General features: G+C 37.1%; 15 protein-coding genes. 8 read left to right on the top strand and 7 right to left on the bottom strand.

Annotated elements, in window-relative coordinates; all coding sequences use genetic code 11:
* The first annotated feature begins 229 nt into the window (after positions 1 to 229).
* The 3 genes from BWI92_RS06030 (at position 230) to BWI92_RS06020 (ending at position 4,070) form a co-directional block, all read left to right on the top strand.
* Positions 230 to 1,681, top strand: coding sequence for an inorganic phosphate transporter (locus BWI92_RS06030; protein WP_095161220.1), 1,452 nt, complete (start codon positions 230 to 232; stop codon positions 1,679 to 1,681).
* A gap of 102 nt (positions 1,682 to 1,783) precedes the next feature.
* Positions 1,784 to 2,623: a DUF2490 domain-containing protein gene (locus BWI92_RS06025; RefSeq protein ID WP_095161219.1), complete on the top strand. Its 840-nt coding sequence runs from the start codon at positions 1,784 to 1,786 to the stop codon at positions 2,621 to 2,623.
* Between the two features lie 253 nt (positions 2,624 to 2,876).
* The gene (locus BWI92_RS06020; protein WP_095161218.1) at positions 2,877 to 4,070 is read left to right on the top strand and encodes a porin; all 1,194 of its coding nucleotides are present in this window, start codon (positions 2,877 to 2,879) and stop codon (positions 4,068 to 4,070) included.
* Between the two features lie 343 nt (positions 4,071 to 4,413).
* On the opposite strand, the gene BWI92_RS06015 is transcribed toward BWI92_RS06020, so the two are convergent.
* On the bottom strand, positions 4,414 to 5,109 hold the full coding sequence (locus BWI92_RS06015; RefSeq protein WP_095161217.1) for a DNA alkylation repair protein: 696 nt from the start codon (positions 5,107 to 5,109) through the stop codon (positions 4,414 to 4,416).
* Between the two features lie 284 nt (positions 5,110 to 5,393).
* Entirely contained in the window at positions 5,394 to 7,754 is a 2,361-nt protein-coding gene (locus BWI92_RS06010; protein ID WP_095161216.1) for an alpha/beta fold hydrolase, read from the bottom strand.
* 132 nt (positions 7,755 to 7,886) lie between these two features.
* Here BWI92_RS06010 and BWI92_RS06005 point away from each other — a divergent pair, with 132 nt between their 5' ends.
* Entirely contained in the window at positions 7,887 to 8,912 is a 1,026-nt protein-coding gene (locus BWI92_RS06005) for an NAD(P)H-dependent glycerol-3-phosphate dehydrogenase (RefSeq protein WP_095161215.1), read from the top strand.
* Positions 8,913 to 9,186: 274 nt separating this feature from the next.
* Here the strand turns inward: BWI92_RS06005 and BWI92_RS06000 are convergent, their stop codons facing one another.
* Complete coding sequence (locus tag BWI92_RS06000; RefSeq protein ID WP_095161214.1) at positions 9,187 to 9,582, bottom strand: HIT family protein; 396 nt, start codon at positions 9,580 to 9,582, stop codon at positions 9,187 to 9,189.
* 244 nt (positions 9,583 to 9,826) lie between these two features.
* A complete protein-coding gene (locus BWI92_RS05995; protein ID WP_095161213.1) occupies positions 9,827 to 10,339 on the bottom strand; it encodes a gamma carbonic anhydrase family protein in 513 nt (170 codons plus the stop codon).
* A 388-nt stretch (positions 10,340 to 10,727) separates the two neighbouring features.
* Between BWI92_RS05995 and BWI92_RS05990 the strand changes: the two genes are divergently transcribed.
* Positions 10,728 to 11,606 (top strand): DUF4349 domain-containing protein, encoded by an 879-nt coding sequence (locus BWI92_RS05990; protein ID WP_095161212.1) that lies wholly within the window; start codon positions 10,728 to 10,730, stop codon positions 11,604 to 11,606.
* Between the two features lies 1 nt (position 11,607).
* Here the strand turns inward: BWI92_RS05990 and BWI92_RS05985 are convergent, their stop codons facing one another.
* The gene (locus BWI92_RS05985; protein ID WP_095161211.1) at positions 11,608 to 12,165 is read right to left on the bottom strand and encodes a DUF5025 domain-containing protein; all 558 of its coding nucleotides are present in this window, start codon (positions 12,163 to 12,165) and stop codon (positions 11,608 to 11,610) included.
* Between the two features lie 398 nt (positions 12,166 to 12,563).
* On the opposite strand from BWI92_RS05985, the gene BWI92_RS05980 reads away from it, so the two are divergent.
* The 3 genes from BWI92_RS05980 (at position 12,564) to fabG (ending at position 14,723) form a co-directional block, all read left to right on the top strand.
* Complete coding sequence (locus BWI92_RS05980; RefSeq protein WP_141234697.1) at positions 12,564 to 12,923, top strand: DUF6249 domain-containing protein; 360 nt, start codon at positions 12,564 to 12,566, stop codon at positions 12,921 to 12,923.
* A 242-nt stretch (positions 12,924 to 13,165) separates the two neighbouring features.
* Positions 13,166 to 13,774, top strand: a complete 609-nt coding sequence (locus BWI92_RS05975; RefSeq protein WP_095161209.1) for a porin family protein — start codon at positions 13,166 to 13,168, stop codon at positions 13,772 to 13,774.
* 211 nt (positions 13,775 to 13,985) lie between these two features.
* Complete coding sequence (gene fabG, locus BWI92_RS05970; RefSeq protein WP_095161208.1) at positions 13,986 to 14,723, top strand: 3-oxoacyl-ACP reductase FabG; 738 nt, start codon at positions 13,986 to 13,988, stop codon at positions 14,721 to 14,723.
* A 230-nt stretch (positions 14,724 to 14,953) separates the two neighbouring features.
* Here the strand turns inward: fabG and BWI92_RS05965 are convergent, their stop codons facing one another.
* Together BWI92_RS05965 and dacB are read right to left on the bottom strand one after the other, a co-directional pair.
* On the bottom strand, positions 14,954 to 15,751 hold the full coding sequence (locus tag BWI92_RS05965; protein WP_095161207.1) for an alpha/beta hydrolase family protein: 798 nt from the start codon (positions 15,749 to 15,751) through the stop codon (positions 14,954 to 14,956).
* 266 nt (positions 15,752 to 16,017) lie between these two features.
* The gene (dacB, locus tag BWI92_RS05960) at positions 16,018 to 17,322 is read right to left on the bottom strand and encodes a D-alanyl-D-alanine carboxypeptidase/D-alanyl-D-alanine-endopeptidase (RefSeq protein ID WP_095161206.1); all 1,305 of its coding nucleotides are present in this window, start codon (positions 17,320 to 17,322) and stop codon (positions 16,018 to 16,020) included.
* Positions 17,323 to 17,395 lie beyond the last annotated feature (73 nt).

The raw sequence follows: 17,395 nt of genomic DNA, 5'->3' as shown, positions 1-17,395 counted from the left end.
AATTATAACAAATTCTTAAATATCAAGCAATTATCCCAATGTTACCAAATTTAACAATTCCTTAACATTGACGTAAATAAGTATTTTTACTTTTGTGCGATAAATACCAATATGAAAAGTCTTAATAATACTTGGGATATAAGAAAAACGATAAAATACCTGATTCACTAATTCAAAAATTCCTTTTTACGCATTCGTTCTTATATCATATAATTAATTCTCAAAAACTATGTTCGGATTAGATACGTCCTTGTTCATTTTACTTTTCCTTTGCTTATTCTTAGCCTGTGCTTTCGAATTTGTTAATGGTTTCCACGATACAGCTAACGCGGTTGCGACTGTTATCTACACAAACTCATTGAAGCCTACTCAAGCCGTTGTATGGTCTGGTTTTATGAACTTTATTGGTTTGTTGACTGGTGGTGTTGGTGTAACGATGTCAATCATTGGATTATTACCCACGGAGCTACTCATAGACCCCAACGTCTATCACTCCATGGCCACGGCTTTATCTATGTTAGGTGCCGCTATTATTTGGAACTTAGGAACATGGTATTTTGGTATTCCAGCGTCTTCTTCTCACACATTGATTGGTTCAATCATTGGTATTGGTGTTGGATACGCTCTTTTACCTGAAAATAAAGCTGGTTTATCAACAGTAAACTGGGATAAAGCTACCGAAATTGGTCAGGCACTTTTGTTATCTCCATTGTTTGGTTTTGCTGTGGCAATTGTATTTATGTACATTTTGAAAAAATCTGTTCCTAATAAAGAAATTTTTAAAGAGCCGAAAAAAGATACTCCTCCTCCAATGTGGATTCGTGGTATTTTGTTTTTGACTTGTACATTGGTAAGTTTCTTCCACGGACGTAACGACGGTCAAAAAGGTATCGGTCTTGTAATGATGATTTTGATTGCTTTCTTACCAAGTTATTTTGCGATCAATACCGATGTTGATCCATTCAAATTGCAAGGTGCCGTAGTAAAAGTTCAGACAATCATTGCTAAAATCGATACAAACAAACTTTCTTCTACTGAAAAAGAAAGTTATACGAAAGTAATGAAAGCTACTGTAGCTTTGAATACAATTTTGACAGACAAATCATTAATTAATCATTTGTCTACTGAGAAAAAACTAGAGATTCGTAAAGATGTTTTAGCTATTAATAAGCATACAAAAAAATTGTCTGAAAGCGATGCAGTAAGCTTAAGTGCTGACGACAAAAAAGAACTGAAAAAAGCTACTGCTGGTGATAAAGCTCCTTTCTTCTCATTCGGTAACTCAAACAAAGGTCTTTCGTCATTAACAGACTTTGCTCCAGCTTGGGTAATGTGGATGATTGCTTTATCATTAGGTTTAGGTACTATGATTGGTTGGAAAAGAATTGTAGTAACAATCGGTGAGAAAATCGGTAAGCAACACCTTTCTTACGCTCAAGGTGCTTCGGCTGAGTTGGTTGCTTCTATCACAATCGGTTTGGCTACGGCTTACAAATGGCCAGTATCTACCACTCACGTTCTTTCGTCGGGTATCGCTGGTTCGATGGTAGCTTCAAAAGGTATCAAAAACTTACAAGGTGGTACAGTGAAAAACATCGTAATGGCTTGGGTATTGACACTTCCAGTTACGATTCTTTTATCAGCTACATTGTTTGTTTTCTTCCGTTGGATTATTGGTTAATCCATCATTTAAAAAGAGTCTCATGGTCGTTGAAAACCATGAGACTCTTTTAGTACAAGATTGAATTTCAACATATACTACCAATATAGAAAATCCAAGTTTATGAAAAAGTTTATCATGACGGCAATTTTGTCGTTGATGGCTACTGCATTATCTTTTTCCCAGAGTCCAAGAAACTATTATCATATTTCTAATGGTTGGACGGACTTAAATATTTCGGGAAAAATTGCAGGAAAATTCTCATGGCAACTAGAAAACCAGCAACGTCGCCAAGATATGCAAGGGGATTACAATGAAAGTACTACAACTGGTAACCCTTACCATAATCTTAATCAGCACGTTTTTCGTCCATGGGTACATTTTCAGCTTAATCCTAACGTAAGATTTTCATTGATGCCATTTGGTTGGATAGGTTCCAATCGCTTCAGCAATGGCGCTCCTTCCGCTTTTTTTTCAGAATATCGTATATCTCCACAAGTTACCTTGTCGCAAAACATTGGTCGCTTACGCATCGATAACCGTTTTCGCTATGAATTTCGTTGGCTAGGACAAAATCAAAGTATCGATGACAAAAGCTTTTTGTATGGTGGTGACTTCTCAAATGCGACATTCAGAGAACGTTTCCGTTATCAAGTAAAAATGACCCTTCCTATCAACCACGCCAAAATGGATGATAATACCCTTTATGCACAAGCTTATGATGAATTGTTTGTGAATATGGGCGAGAAAGTTTCAAACATTAATCTAATGGACCAGAACCGTTTATTAGTTGGACTTGGGTACAAATTCAATAAGTTTGTGGCAGTTGAAGCAGGTTATATGCAACAAACCATTTTCCGTTTCAATAATGCGAACAAAGACAATGTTGAGATTAATAATATCCTTCAACTCAATTTAGCCATTAGCAATTTTGAGCAATTATTTAGTAAGAATAACAAGTAATTAATATAAATAGCTGTTAATTGTCGGATAGGCCTATCTGACAATTAACAGTAAAGAACCACAAATCACAGACAAATAAATTAACTTCCATCCTGTATCGAAATCCATTTTCGTGTATGATTTCTTATTGTCTTTATGATGAGTAATCTTATATCGAATCAGTAATTTTTGCGAATTAACCCCTGTTTTTATTGAAAACTGGCGTTCAATTCTATGGGATTACTATGTCGTTACGGTAGAATCTTCAAGTTTTATGAAAACGTTAAAAGCCCTTGTTTACCTTATTATTTTATGTCCTGTATATTTCTCTTTAGCTCAGAGCACAGAGAAAACAGTAGCACCAAAAAAATGGTATGAAAAAATCTCGATTAGAGGTTATGCACAAGTACGTTACAATCGTTTATTAGAAACCAACGAAAAGCTCAAATGTGAGCAATGTGATAGATCTTGGGGAGAAAATGGTGGTTTCTTTATCCGCCGTGGACGTGTGATTATTTCGGGCGATGTATCCGAAAGATTATATATCTATATCCAGCCTGACTTTGCTTCTAATGTCAGTGGAAGTTTTCAACACGCCTTACAAATCCGTGATGCGTATTTTGATTTGGCTCTCGATGCTAAAAAAGAATATCGCTTGCGCTTTGGACAAAGCAAAGTACCTTACGGTTTCGAAAATATGCAATCTTCACAAAACCGTCTTTCACTCGACCGTGCCGATCCGACCAATAGTCCTGTTTCTAACGAGCGAGATTTGGGTGTATTTTTCTATTGGGCACCAGCCAAAATCCGTGAGCGTTTTGCTTATTTGGTTTCTTCGGGTCTCAAAGGTAGTGGCGATTATGGGGTATTTGCATTGGGTTTTTACAACGGTCAAAATGCCAACAGAACCGAAGCTAATAACGAACCACATGTAGTTTCGAGAATTACCTATCCATTTCAATTTAAGAATGGTCAAATTATAGAAACGAGCTTGCAGGCATATACAGGAAAATATGTGATTGAAAAAAACACAAAAAATAAAGCTACGGTTTCAGACTTTACAGACCGCCGTGTTGGCGCAACGGTGGTAGTGTACCCACAACCTTTTGGTTTTCAAGCAGAGTATAATGTTGGGCAAGGACCGCAATTCAACCCTGAAACAATGACGACTGAAGTAAGAAATCTACACGGAGGTTATGCACAAGTGATGTGGAGACAGAAGGTTAACGATAATTTTGTTACGCCTTTTATCAAATATCAGTACTACAATGGAGGTAAAAAACATGAAATTGATGCTCGTAGCTACTTGGTAAAAGACTTGGAAATTGGTGCCGAATGGCAATTAAAAAACTATTTTGAATTTACTGCTACTTATACTATTTCAAACAGAACTTACGAAGACGCTAACCTTCCTGACAATCATCAAATCGGTAATTTGTTGAGATTACAAGCACAATTTAATTTCTAGCAGTCGGAGTATTTAGTGAGTGATGATTGAGTGCATGAGTGATTATTCTAAAATTTGTATTCCATCTGTAGAGACGCAATGCATTGCGTCTAAAGGGGTATCATTCTGAAATAAAGTATCAAACATGAGTCATCCTGAATTTTTAGGATAGGGATTATTCTCCACGTTTTTATCAAAAAAGCGGTCGAAAAATATTTTTCGACCGCTTTTTTGATGATACTATGCTAGATTTTCCCTCAACATTAGACGCAATCATTGCGTCTCTACGGCGAGAATACAAATTTTAACATAATCACTAAATTCGGGATGAGTCATGTTTATAAACCAAGCTACCTATTCGCTATTATTTGGCAAGAAGATAGGCTTTTCGCTCGGCTGGAGGTAGCTTTTCGATAGCATAGCGCAACATGGTGCGAGGCATCGCTAAAACGTGTTCATCCAAAAATTCTTTTAAGACCAACTCATCTCGCTTGCCTATTTCTCGGAGCATCCATCCTGTTGCTTTGTGAATAAGGTCATGACGATGTGTCAGAAAACCTTCACACAGGCTAAGAGCATCGGCAAATTGCCCTTTTCGAATAAAAGCAAGGCAAGTAATAATAGCCACTCGTTGTGACCACAAATGATTGCGTTGCGCTAATTCGTACAAAATATCACGGTCTTTGTCGAGCAACCAAGGCCCTAGAATAAAATGTGCCGTAAGGTCGACCAAATCCCAATTGTTGATATAGTCCAAATGACTCAGATAAAGTTCAACGATACGAGCACGCTGTATCGTTGAACCTTTCTTGAATTGTTCTACCCACATCAGTAAGCCACAGGCACGGACTTCGTGTGTCGAATGCTCAACCAGCGTCGTAACCTCCTCAATAGATACTTGTTTGTAAAACTCCTTTACTACACTCCTAACCTGAGGATTCGATAATCCCCAGAAAGTGTCCCCTTCGGCATATTGACCTTTACCCGTTTTAAAATAACGAGCCATCAATTTTGCCCTTTCAGGGTTTTGTAAAGCAGCTAATTTCTCAAGTACCAACATGATTAAATTAAGATTGTGTCAAGGATAAGTATGAATGCTGAATTATGAGTTGTAAATTTTGAATGTAAAATTTTAATTATCAATATTTTACACCTTCAATTAATTAAGTTTTCTGATTACTGGACAAAAAGAGAAAAGGTATTTAGACTTTTTCAATGAATGTTTAAAAACAGTTTAAAACTGTTAAAAAATGAGTCCAAGACTAAGTCTTGAAATAGTAACTTTGTTAAAAACATTTTAACACTCTGTGCCTAGTGCCTGTTGCCTGTTCCCTTTTATAAATATTACTTTTTCAACTCTTCTTCAAAAAGTTTAAAAATACGCTTGTATTCGTCCATCCATGAGGTTGGTTCTACAAAACCGTGATCTTCCATTGGATAGGCTGCTAACTCCCAATTTTCTTTTTTCAACTCAATTAGTCTTTGTGAAAGACGAACAACATCTTGGAAGTGAACGTTTACATCGACCATACCATGGCAAATCAATAAGCGATTTTTCAAACCTGCTGCATGATAAATTGGCGAGCTACGGCGATAAGCAATTGAATCTTTTTGTGGTTCATTCAAAATATTAGCCGTGTAAGGGTGGTTATAAGCAGCCCAATCAGTTACAGGACGTAAAGCAGCGCCAGCCTTGAACGTATCTGGAGAAGTAAACAAAGCCATCAAGGTCATAAATCCACCATACGAACCACCATAAATACCGATTTTCTTAGCATCTACTCCATGTTTTTCTACCAGCCATTTAGCAGCATCTACGTGGTCGGTAAGGTCTTTTCCTCCCATAAAACGGTAAATTCCTGTACGCCAATCACGACCATAGCCTGCCGAACCACGGTAATCAATATCTAATACATCATAGCCATTGTCTACCAAGAAATTATGGAACATATATTCTCTGAAATATTGACTCCACCATTTATGTGCATTTTGCAAATATCCTGCCCCATGTACAAAAATTACCGCTGGCTTTTTACCCTTTGCACCTTTTCCTTCATAATAACGAGCATAAATATCCTCACCGTCTCTGGCTTTGATGGTCAACACTTGTGGATCACGCCATTTGTATGCCTTAAAATGTTCGCTGGTTGATTGAGTCAATTGCATTGCAGGGGCTGTCGGTGAATTGTCTTGCAAATACAATTCCCATGGTTTGGTACTTTCAGAATGCAAATAAGCTAACTTGGTTTCATCTGGTGACAATACTACTTGATTAGAACCCGCTAGTTTGGTCAAGCGAGTACGCTCACCGCCAGTAACTGACATTTTGTAAAAATGCTGTTCGCCTGGGTGTACTTCGTTCGTGGTGATATAAAAGAAGTTTTTGTCTTTTGAGAGTTGTAAACTTTGAACTTCAAACTTTCCTTTTGTCAATTGTTTCTTTTGATTATTTGACAAATCCACAGTATAAATATGCGAGTAGCCATCAGCTTCTGACTGAAAATACAAAGTTTTTTGATCAGCTAAAAAACCTATGCTTCCTGTACCAAAACCGATATTAGGTCCACCAATCCATGCTTCGTCATGTTGGCGATCGATAGTTTCGAGTTTGAGGGTAATAGGGTCAAACTTCAAAATCCAACGGTCTTTATTATCAGTACTACGAGCTACCATAACTGCATATTTACTATCTTCAGACCATACTGGACCGCTCATGAGCACCATTCTTGCTTCAGGCTTTTTAGCTTTAGTGGTGTCTTTTTTTACTGCATAGTCTTTCAAATAGGCAGGTTGGTCATAAATTCCTTCGATACCTTTGGTTGGGATAGAGACAATTGTGTCCTTTGCAATTTGATACACAAAATACTCATAGCTCGCTGCTGGTGCACCCACTTTGGTACGAGCAGGGATATCTTCCGTAAAGCCTGACTCTGTAACATAATTTGGCACAATCGTAGACTTGCTTCCTGTAGCAGCTTTTACTAAGCGAAAAGTAATATAGTTGCCATCTGGGCTCAACACGAGGTTGTCGACACGCTTTTCGTCTAGGTAAAATTCTTTGGGACGTTTTGGAGAATCGGCTTTACTAATTTTTTCGCCTTCTTTCTTTTTATCCGCACGTTCTTTCAAAATTTCAAACATTGATAATTGATCTTGTTTCAACCATTTATCTTGTTCGCTTTGTTTAGCTTCTGGTCTTTTTGCACCTGCAATAAAATTACTTAGCTGAACCAATTCGCCATTGGAAAGATTGAAACTAAACAGGTTATTGGCTTTTGTAAAAATAATTTTATCCTCTTTTCCCGAAAACTCCGCATCAGATTCATATTCCAAAGTATTGGTAATCTGGCGTACTGCTTGTGTTTGGGTATCCATCAAAAAAATATCTCCGTTACGAGTAAATACTTTCTTAGAACGGTCTTTGCTATACACGCCAAAAGCAGAAGGCAATCCACGACGTACACTAGGCGATACTTTGAAGATTTTTTTGTCAGAAACTAATAAACCATAAAGAGAGTCGGCCTTATTTTTATCAGGATTCCAGTTAAAATAAATAGTTTTGTTATCTTCCGACCAGAAAATATTAGAAGGTAAACTTCCGATACTATTCTTGGGGTCTTGCATGATACTTTCGATGCTTAGTTTTTGGGCAAAAGTCATCGAACAACAGAGGTAAGCAAAAATGAAGAAATAGATTTTTTTCATGTAAGATGAAGCGTTTATTGTTGAGATAAATGTGGTGTGGCAGGTACATTTGCCAATACGCATAACAAATTAGCAAAAAAACCTCGGAATCACATAACTCCAAAATTCCCAGAAGTATGTAACTTTACTCCCATGACAGAAATTCCAGCTTTTAAGAAAAATTTGCCTACTCAAATCGCAGTATTGGGTGGTGGCAGTTGGGCTACAGCAATTATTAAGATTTTGTCGGAAAACAACGTTAAAATCAAGTGGTGGTTGCGTCGCAAATCGGATGTGGATTTTATCAAAAAATACAATCATAATCCTAGTTACCTAACCGATGCTCCGTTGAATCCTCGTAAGGTGCGTGCATATCACAAGATGCATGATGCCCTTAATGGTGTAGAATACGTCATTTTGGCTGTACCTGCGGCATTTATTCCTGATGCACTCAAAAACCTTAACCGTAATCACTTTGCTGGTAAAAAGATTGTTTCTGCCATCAAAGGGATGATTCCTGAGGAAAATATGTTGGTTACAGACTGGATGGAAAAGGTATTTGGAGTTCCTCAAAATATGCTTGCGGCGATTGCGGGCCCTTGTCACGCCGAAGAGGTTGCCCTCGAAAAACAATCTTATTTGACGATTGCATCTCCCAACCTTCATGTGGCGCAGGATTATGCCAACCTTATGAGTTGTCGCTACATTCAGGCCAATCCTATTGGTGATTTGTATGGTGTAGAATACTGTGCTGTTATCAAAAATATTATTGCCATGGCTTGTGGTATTACCCACGGACTAGGCTACGGCGATAACTTCCAAGCAGTAATGGTATCTAATGCGATGCAAGAAATCAAACGTTTCCTAGATATAGTTTACCCTGACCCTTACCGTGACCTTCATAGCTCTGGGTATTTGGGTGACTTGCTAGTAACTGCCTACTCGCAATTTTCACGTAACCGTACTTTCGGTAATATGATTGGACGTGGCTATTCTGTCAAATCAGCGCAAATTGAAATGAACATGGTAGCTGAAGGCTATTATGCAGTAAAAAGTATTCATCAAGTCAACAAACAATACGATGTATCGATGCCAATTATCGATGCCGTTTACAATATTTTATACGAAAAAGCTGTCCCTGCCAACGAGATTATGACTTTGAGAACATTCTTGAAGTAGATTCTTAAATTGAGTGATTTGTGATTGAGTGGTTGAGTGATTTTTTAAAGATTTATATTCTTGATGTAGAGACGTAATACTTTACGTCTTAAACCAAATCATATCTCGCACACTAGCATCAAAAAAAGCGGTCGGAAAACATTTTTCGACCGCTTTTTTATGCAATAGTTTGAGTTTTATCCAACTAGCCAAGTTTACAGGACAGTATTAAGCTGGAATGTTGCTGACGCCAAGTTGTTGGAAATAATTCCAACAAAGGCAAGAAAGCAAAGTGCTATTTCAAAAATGATTTTATTCTTTCTGCCGTAGCTGTTAATTCTTCTTGTGTTGGCTTGAGCTTTTCACGAGTGAAGTTAATATCATTCATCGTATTCAAAGGAATCAAATGCACGTGAGCATGAGGTACTTCCAAACCAATTACCGACACGCCAATACGTCTACTTGGACATGCTTGAGATAGAGCTGGTGCGATTTTTTTGGCAAATAGCATCAAACCTGACAATAGTTCGTCTTCAATATCGAAAATATAATCAATTTCTCTTTTCGGAATTACTAGAGTATGTCCTTCTGCCAAAGGCATGATATCCAAAAATGCTAGATAGTTTTCGTCTTCCGCAATTTTGTGGCAAGGAATCTCGCCATTAATAATCTTTGTGAAAATAGTTGCCATTTCTATAATTGTTCTTAGTTATTAGGAATCAGGGAATAATAAGTTAGCACGCAAAATGAAATTTATTTTTTGAGCTTACGGCTTTCAGCTTTGGGCATTCGGCAAATACATAGCTATCGTTACTAAAAAACATTTAACACTCTTTGCCTTGTGCCTAAAACAAAAAATTCAAATCTAGTTTTACACGACTTCATATCTGTTTTCAATCTACCTATCCTCATTATATCAGGATGAGTAAACTTTTTTACTCTTTAAACCATTCGGCATACATCAAGTAATTATTTGCCGTGCGCATAAATACCTCCGCCGCTGCTGGTGATACTTCTTTTAATAATTTGGCAGGATTTCCTGCATAAATAGAGCCTGCTGGAACACGAGTGTTTTGTGTAACGATGGCACCTGCGGCAATAATCGAACCCGATTCTATGACGGCGCCATCCATGACAATTGCCCCCATACCAATCAATACTTGGTCCTCGATTACACAACCATGGACTACAGCATTATGTGCTATCGAAACATAATTGCCAATAATTGTCTTTGTTTTTTGATAAGTACAATGTATCACTGCCCCATCCTGAATATTGGTATTATGACCAATTTCAATCGCATTGACATCGCCTCTCACTACCGCATTGAACCAAATCGTACAGTTGTCGCCCATTTTTACATCTCCAACAATCGTTGCATTTTCTGCAATCCAACAATTTTCGCCCCATACTGGCGAAACACCTTTTACTGGTTTAATAAGTGCCATTTTTGTTTTGTTATGTAAAAATAGTTTTGAATGAAATAAACATCTCCCTCTCACACTTTCCTTTGCAAGTTAAGGTATATCTCTAATACTCTCCTATTTCGGCTTTGATAAAATCAGGAAGTCTTGGAATATTGAAAATAATTTTGTGCTTTAGGCTGTAAGCAGTAGGCATTAGGCAAGTACAACTCTTTGCCTAGTGCCTGTTGCCTTGTGCCTAAAACACAAAACTTAAATCTAACCAACCCAATAATTAAAATAAAATTTATATTTTTTTAATTATTTTTTAATTATTCAAAATAATAGAATCTACCTTCTCGTTAAGTGAATATATCAAGTTTTTAAAATATTGATACCTGTTCACCTTTTCCCAACAACCATTTCCACAACTATGAAAAAGTACATCATTATTAGCACCATAAGTCTTGCTATAGGCTTAGTATCATGTGCCGAGCACAAATCAGAATCGGGAGCAGAATCGTATGAAACGGCGGCTTTAGACTCTGCCTCGGTTACTATGGAAGGAGACATTTCTTTGCCTGCCAAACGTCAATTTGTGAGAACAGCACAGCTTAATTTTAGAGTAAAAGATGTTCAGAAAACAACCAATGATATTACCGAACTGACCAAAAAATGGGGAGGTTTTATGACAAACTCTACCATGAGTTCAAATGTGATTAGTAGTCAAGATGTAGCAATCAGTCAAGATTCCTTGATGAGAAATGAGACCTTCGAACTTTCCAATCAAATTACCTTGCGCATACCTACAGTATATTTTGATGATGCTTTGATAGCATTACAACCTTATGTATTGTTCATGGAAAGTCAATCTATCGGTGCTAATGATGTTAGTCTTGAATTACTGGCGAGTCAAGTAAGGAAAAGTCGATTTAGCAGTTTTGAAAAGAAATATAACCAAGAAATCAAGAAGGGAACAAATCTAAAAGATACGGCTCCTGCGACAGAAAGCCTCTATCATATACAATCGCAAGCGGATACACGTCAGATTGAAACACTTGCCTTAAAAGATCAAGTTGCCTACAGCACCATCAATGTACACATTTATCAGCCTGCACAAGTACACCGAGAAGTGCTTGCTAATCTTGAAAGTGAAGCGTTTAAAAGACCAAATTTTGGAGTTAGTTTAATCGAAAGCGTAAATCAAGGCTGGTATTTATTTCAAGACCTAATCCTATTCTTTACCAGATTCTGGATGCTTTTGATATTAGGAGGGTTAGGATACTGGGGATTTAGAAAGATGAAAAAATAGCTTAATCTCTTATATCAAAACGACCATCAGAAAGGGTAACTCTCTCTGAAGGGCTATCCTTTTTTTGGAATGTTACCTCAAATGTTCCTGAAAAAATCTTTCTTGTAGTGTCGTAATAAGTAATATTCACTTTGTTTTCGCAGGTATTACAAACTACATATTGTGCACAATCGCCGTTGGCGCAACGCTGATACAAACTAGCATAGGGAGTAAACTCCAAAGCATTTTTCGGGAAAAAACTCATAAAACGATATGTACCAACTCCATTGACCCCATTAATCATCAAGCTAATCGACTCCAATGTTTGCTGATTGGTTACGGCAATGCGTAAAGTCTGTTGTTGTAATTTTCCCCAAACCACAGGAGCTGGCTTGATATTGGGATTAGAACGATATTTTTGAAAAGGTACCCACAAACTTCCATTGATTTTAGTACCAAAAGTTTGTAAACCCTCGTGTGTCGCGTCGGGCAATGCTTGTGGTTCTACATAGTCGTTTATCTCGCAACTACAAAGCGAGCAAAGTCCCAACCAAATGCATATATAGTACCATTTTTTCATATACTTCAAATTTAGAATTTTCTCAGAAAAAACAATATTATTTGTAGATTAAATTTTTATAAGTGAACAGTAGGCAACAGTGGCAAAGGCACAAAGGGGGAGTTAGAAATTTTGAGTAATGAGTTATCTTTGCTTAAAATAGGGTGCCCTGAGTTTTTAGAAAAAAAAGGAATTTGTAATTCTGCAATCCAACATCCCAAATCCTCCCTAACTCCGCACTCAAAACTCAAAACTCCCCATTTGCTCTTTAAAATTCAAAAAAAATTCCTCCCCCCTGTAACCTTTCTTCTGAAACCTTCATCCTATAGTCAAATATTCAGCAAACACCGACATAGACGCTAGCAATGAAGGTGACTGAAATGTATACAGATTTTAACAACTTAAACATTTATAAAGACATGGTTTCAGAAGGATTGGTTGCGCTCTTAATCCCAATCGTGAGTACAGTAGGCTTATTTACGATGATTGTATTTTTAAGAAAATTCGACAACGACGAAAAAATGGCAATGATTGCCAAAGGAATGATGCCTCCAAGCAAGTCTATCAATATTAATCCTGCCAATTCTCTACGTTGGGGTTTAGTGGCTATTGGTGTTGGTCTAGGCTTATTAATTGGACATTTCCTTGAAGCAAATTTGGGCTTCGACGACGAGGTAGCATATTTCTCTATGATTTTTGTATTTGGTGGAATTGGACTTTTGTTATCATATTTTCTCCAAATGAAGATTAATGAAAAACAGGGACGCAAAGAAGAATAAACGACATACGGACAGATTTTTTTTATTTTTTTAAAAAAAGTAAAATTTTAGGCCTCTAAACGGTATTAAAATGATTATGAAGGTCTTAGCAAGTAATGCTAAGACCTTTTTTGTTGCTCTTTTCGGAGCATTAACAAAACCTTAACAAGTATTAACATTTTGTTATGAGACCTTCGGAACACTTTGCCGTTATAAGTACATATTTATAAAACGCATCTTTCAAGAAATTTAACTTTTCTAATATGAAAAAATTACTTGCTTCCCTAGCTATCGTATTAAGTGTAGTATCGTTTGCTAATGCTCAAAAAATTGCCTTCAAAGGCGGGTTCACTTATTCTGATGCTATCATGTCACCAGAACCTGTTGATATAATCGATGGTAAAGCGGGTTTTCATGCAGGTATTGTATTGCAAGATTTAATGCTTTCTGACAAAATAGGAATTCAACCCGAACTTTTTTATTCACAACAAGGCTTCAAGATTGGTAGTGTAGGCTCGATTGGTATGCACTATCTTTCTTTGCCTATTTTATTGAAATTCCCTGTTACCGAAGAACTTTCTTTGTTGGCTGGTCCGCAAGTAAGCTATTTAACTAATACCAAAATTGGTATTGGAAACGGTTTTTTCTCAGTCAACTACAACGGTCTTTTCAAAGACATTGACTTGGGACTTGCTGGTGGCTTGGAATACAAAGTTTCCGATAAAGTTGCTTTAGGAGGACGTTACGTATTGGGCTTGACCAATGTTAACAAAGATTTCCAAATAGATAGTAACAATAATTTATCTGACTATCTCACCATCAAAAACACCTCTGCTCAAGTATATGTTAGCTTTAGCTTTGGCAAAAACTAAATACCTAGCTTTCTGAATTATAATCCATACTTTGATAAAAACTCTTTAATAAACTTCTCTCTCAAATCTCTTTAAATTTCTCAATCCGCAATTCTCTTTATATTTGGCTAGGCCTCTTGTTTTATGAAACAAGGGGCTTTTTTTCGTAAAAAAAATTAACTACTTTGTCTATCAACTATGAATTTAAGAAGGTACTTAAAACTATTTTACTATGAGATTACAAAATCGTGTTGCTATTATAACTGGCGCTGCCAGAGGAATTGGAAAGGCCGCCACAGAAGTTTTCTGTAAGGAAGGTGCCACCGTAATTATTTGGGACTTATTAGACTTAGGAGAGGAAACTGCTTCAAATCTACGTGCTCAAGGTTATGATTGTGAGTTTATGAAAGTAAGCACAACGGATGTTAGTGGTATTGAATCCGCAACAAAGGAGGTTTTTGAACGCTTTGGAAAAATTGATATTCTCATCAATAATGCTGGTATTACACGCGACAAAACACTGCTAAAAATGTCACACGATGAATGGCAACAGGTCATTGATGTGAATCTTACAGGAGTTTTTAATTGTACCAAAGCCGTAGCGCCTTATATGGTCGAAAAACAATATGGAAGAATTATTTGTACCTCCTCAATCGTGGGGGTACATGGCAATTTTGGTCAAACCAATTATGTTGCAGCCAAAGCGGGCTTAATTGGGATGGTAAAAACTTGGGCAAAAGAATTGGCAAAGCATGGTATAACCTCCAATGCTGTAGCGCCAGGTTTTATCAGAACAGAAATGACAGAAGCTATGCCCGAAGAAGTTCAAAAAGCCATGATTAGTCAAATCCCACTCAAACGCATGGGAGATCCAAAGGATATTGCTTATGCCTATCTATATTTAGCTTCAGAAGAAGCCAGCTTCGTAAACGGTCAAGTATTAGGCGTAAACGGAGGACAAGCCTCTTAGGAGTGATGAGTTTTGAGTTTTGAGTGCGGAGTTGTCCTTGCCTAAAATAGGTTGCCCTGAGTTTTAGACAAAAAAGTACTTGATTGTCAAACAATTTCGGATTTGGGATTGCTGCTTTCGGAAATATTGCAAAATATCTAGAAGAAAGTAGATTACACTTCCGCAATCCAACATCCGCCCCCCCCAATCCTTCCTAACTCCTCACTCAAAACTCAAAACTCATCACTCAACTAGTTGTCTTTTGCGAGTCTTTTGAAAAAATCAAAATGCCAGCGGATGGCTTTTTGGAAATAGCTTCTATCGTGTTTGCCGGGTTGAGATACATAGGTTGCTCGGATACGTAATTCATCACAACGTTTTTTAAAAAAATTGGTATTTTCATATTGAGGATCATCGATACCACAGTCAAAAATGATTTCTTTTTGAGTACTTACAAACTTACCAATATTGCTCATAATCGATAGGTTACGTAAGGTTTCAAAATCTGTATTGCCCAACAACGTTCTCAACCGAGCATTGTCTACCTCGTTTTGCATATCCAAAATACCTGCACAACTCCCTACAGAACGGAATATATCTGGTTTCTTCAAAAATAAATACATTGCGCCAAAACCACCCATACCTACGCCAGTGATAAACACTTGATCAGTATCTATTCGGTATTTTTCCATCATGGTTGTATGTAAGTCTTTGAAGAAAAAATCTTCAAACTTACTAGTCGCTTTCCGAGGGCTATTGATATACCACGAATCATTCAAGCCGTCGGGACAAACAATGACAAACCCATAGGCGTCGGCATATTTTTGTACATTCAGAAAATTACTCCATTGTTTAAAGTTCCCTCCTTGCTCATGTAGAAGATATACCATAGGAAAACGCTTTGTGGTATTTCGAGTATATTCCTTTGGCGTAAACACTAAGGTTGTATCGGCGTAAGGCACATAAATAGGATTGAAATAGAGCGTTTCCTGAGCTAAAAGTTGTTGGCTCACACATAAGACAAGAAGCACAATAATCCATTTTTTCATAGTAGTTAGTCTTTAGAAAGTTGCCTATAAATTGTATATCCGTTATTAGAGCGGTAAGTAGGAAAACGTTATTAGTTAATAGTGTACCCGTTAATAACCTAGATTACAGCTATTTAAACCTTATGATTTTGAGAAAAAACACTTATTTTGACTACCAACACAAGTCTTACATCAGTATTGATAATATGACCTGTTCTTGTCAAATGATTCCACTTAGCGGGTGAATTTATTCACCGATAACGAAAATACCCGAGTCACAAGTAGCTTTAATATTGGTAAATTTCTGTTAAAATTTTCACCACTTCTTTACGAATCTCCGACATTGGTTTTACAAAATTGTTATTCATCAAAGAAAAGCATAATACCTTTCCTTGCTTGGTAACCAAATATCCACTCAGGTTATAATTATTGCTAAAAGAGCCCGATTTGGCGAAAATAAAAGGTTTATCTGTTTTAGGCATCAGCGATTTGAGCGTACCAGATTGTCCTACGGCTGGAAGGACTTTAAACAATTTTTCCTGCGGTACTTCTTGATACATCTGGCGCAAAACCATTACCAAATCTCTTGGCGTAATCATGTTGTATCTCGAAAGCCCCGAACCGTCTACCCATGTAATGGCATCGGGCAGTGTATTCAAATAATTAGTTTTAGCTTTTTCTATCCCTTTTTTCACATTTAATTCTCCTGCCAAAATTTGTCCACACATCAGCATCAAATGCTCTGCCATCATATTATCACTTACATGAAGCATTCTGGCAAAAACCGTATCTACAGGCAAGCTCATCAATGTTTTGGCACTGGAACGTAGCGGGGCATCAATCAGCGTTACGGGTTTTCCTACAACACTGGCTAATAGTTCTGTCGTTAGTTTATTCGATGTTTTGAAGGGTACTTCCTGTTCAAAATTAGCCTTGGGAGCTTTTCCTTGAGGTATTTCAAAAGTGTTATTCGATTCTACACGAGTTACACCAAAATTATTAGCACTTTTGACGCTTACGATTTTATCCTGAAAATAGGCAGGATTGGCTATCAAACTATTCCCATTTGCCTTAAAGCCCACTACATTGCCATGAATTGGTAATGGCGTAATTTCAGAAGCATAATCATCATTATAGTCATCCCATGCCCAACCCGGACCATAGTGTTTCCCTGTAAAGTTATTGGCTGAAAAATAGATTTTTTGTGGACTATTTTTCAAGAAATCTAACACTTTAGAGGCTGGCATACTCGGACTCAAAAAGCTAGGATCTCCCGTGCCCCAAATAATCAAAGAATCGGCATTGGTGACATATTTTAAGGCAGGTAACGAATCGCCCAAAGTACGCTGACTTACATAATAGGTTAAGATTTTGGTATTAGAAGCAGGTTGAAAATAGCGGTTTCCTTGATAGTTGAAAATCTCCTTTTGCTCAGACAAATCATATAAAACAAAACCTGTATGATTTTGCGAAAATGTACTAGACTCGGATAATAACTTTCCTAACTTTTTGCTACTCAACTTGCTAGTCTGACATGCTGTCAAGCTAACGACACATCCTATCACAAATCCTACTATTGAGCGTTTTTTCATAGTTTGTTGTTAAAAATAAAATGGAGACAGAAATTTTCGAATTTAATATCCTCCTATATCAGAAATACGATTG

This window comes from Flectobacillus sp. BAB-3569 (genome assembly GCF_002270355.1).
In the GTDB taxonomy this organism is placed as follows: Bacteria; Bacteroidota; Bacteroidia; order Cytophagales; family Spirosomataceae; genus Flectobacillus; species Flectobacillus roseus.
The sequence above is the reverse complement of the archived record's forward strand: the minus strand, read 5'-3'. Positions and strand labels throughout refer to the sequence as shown.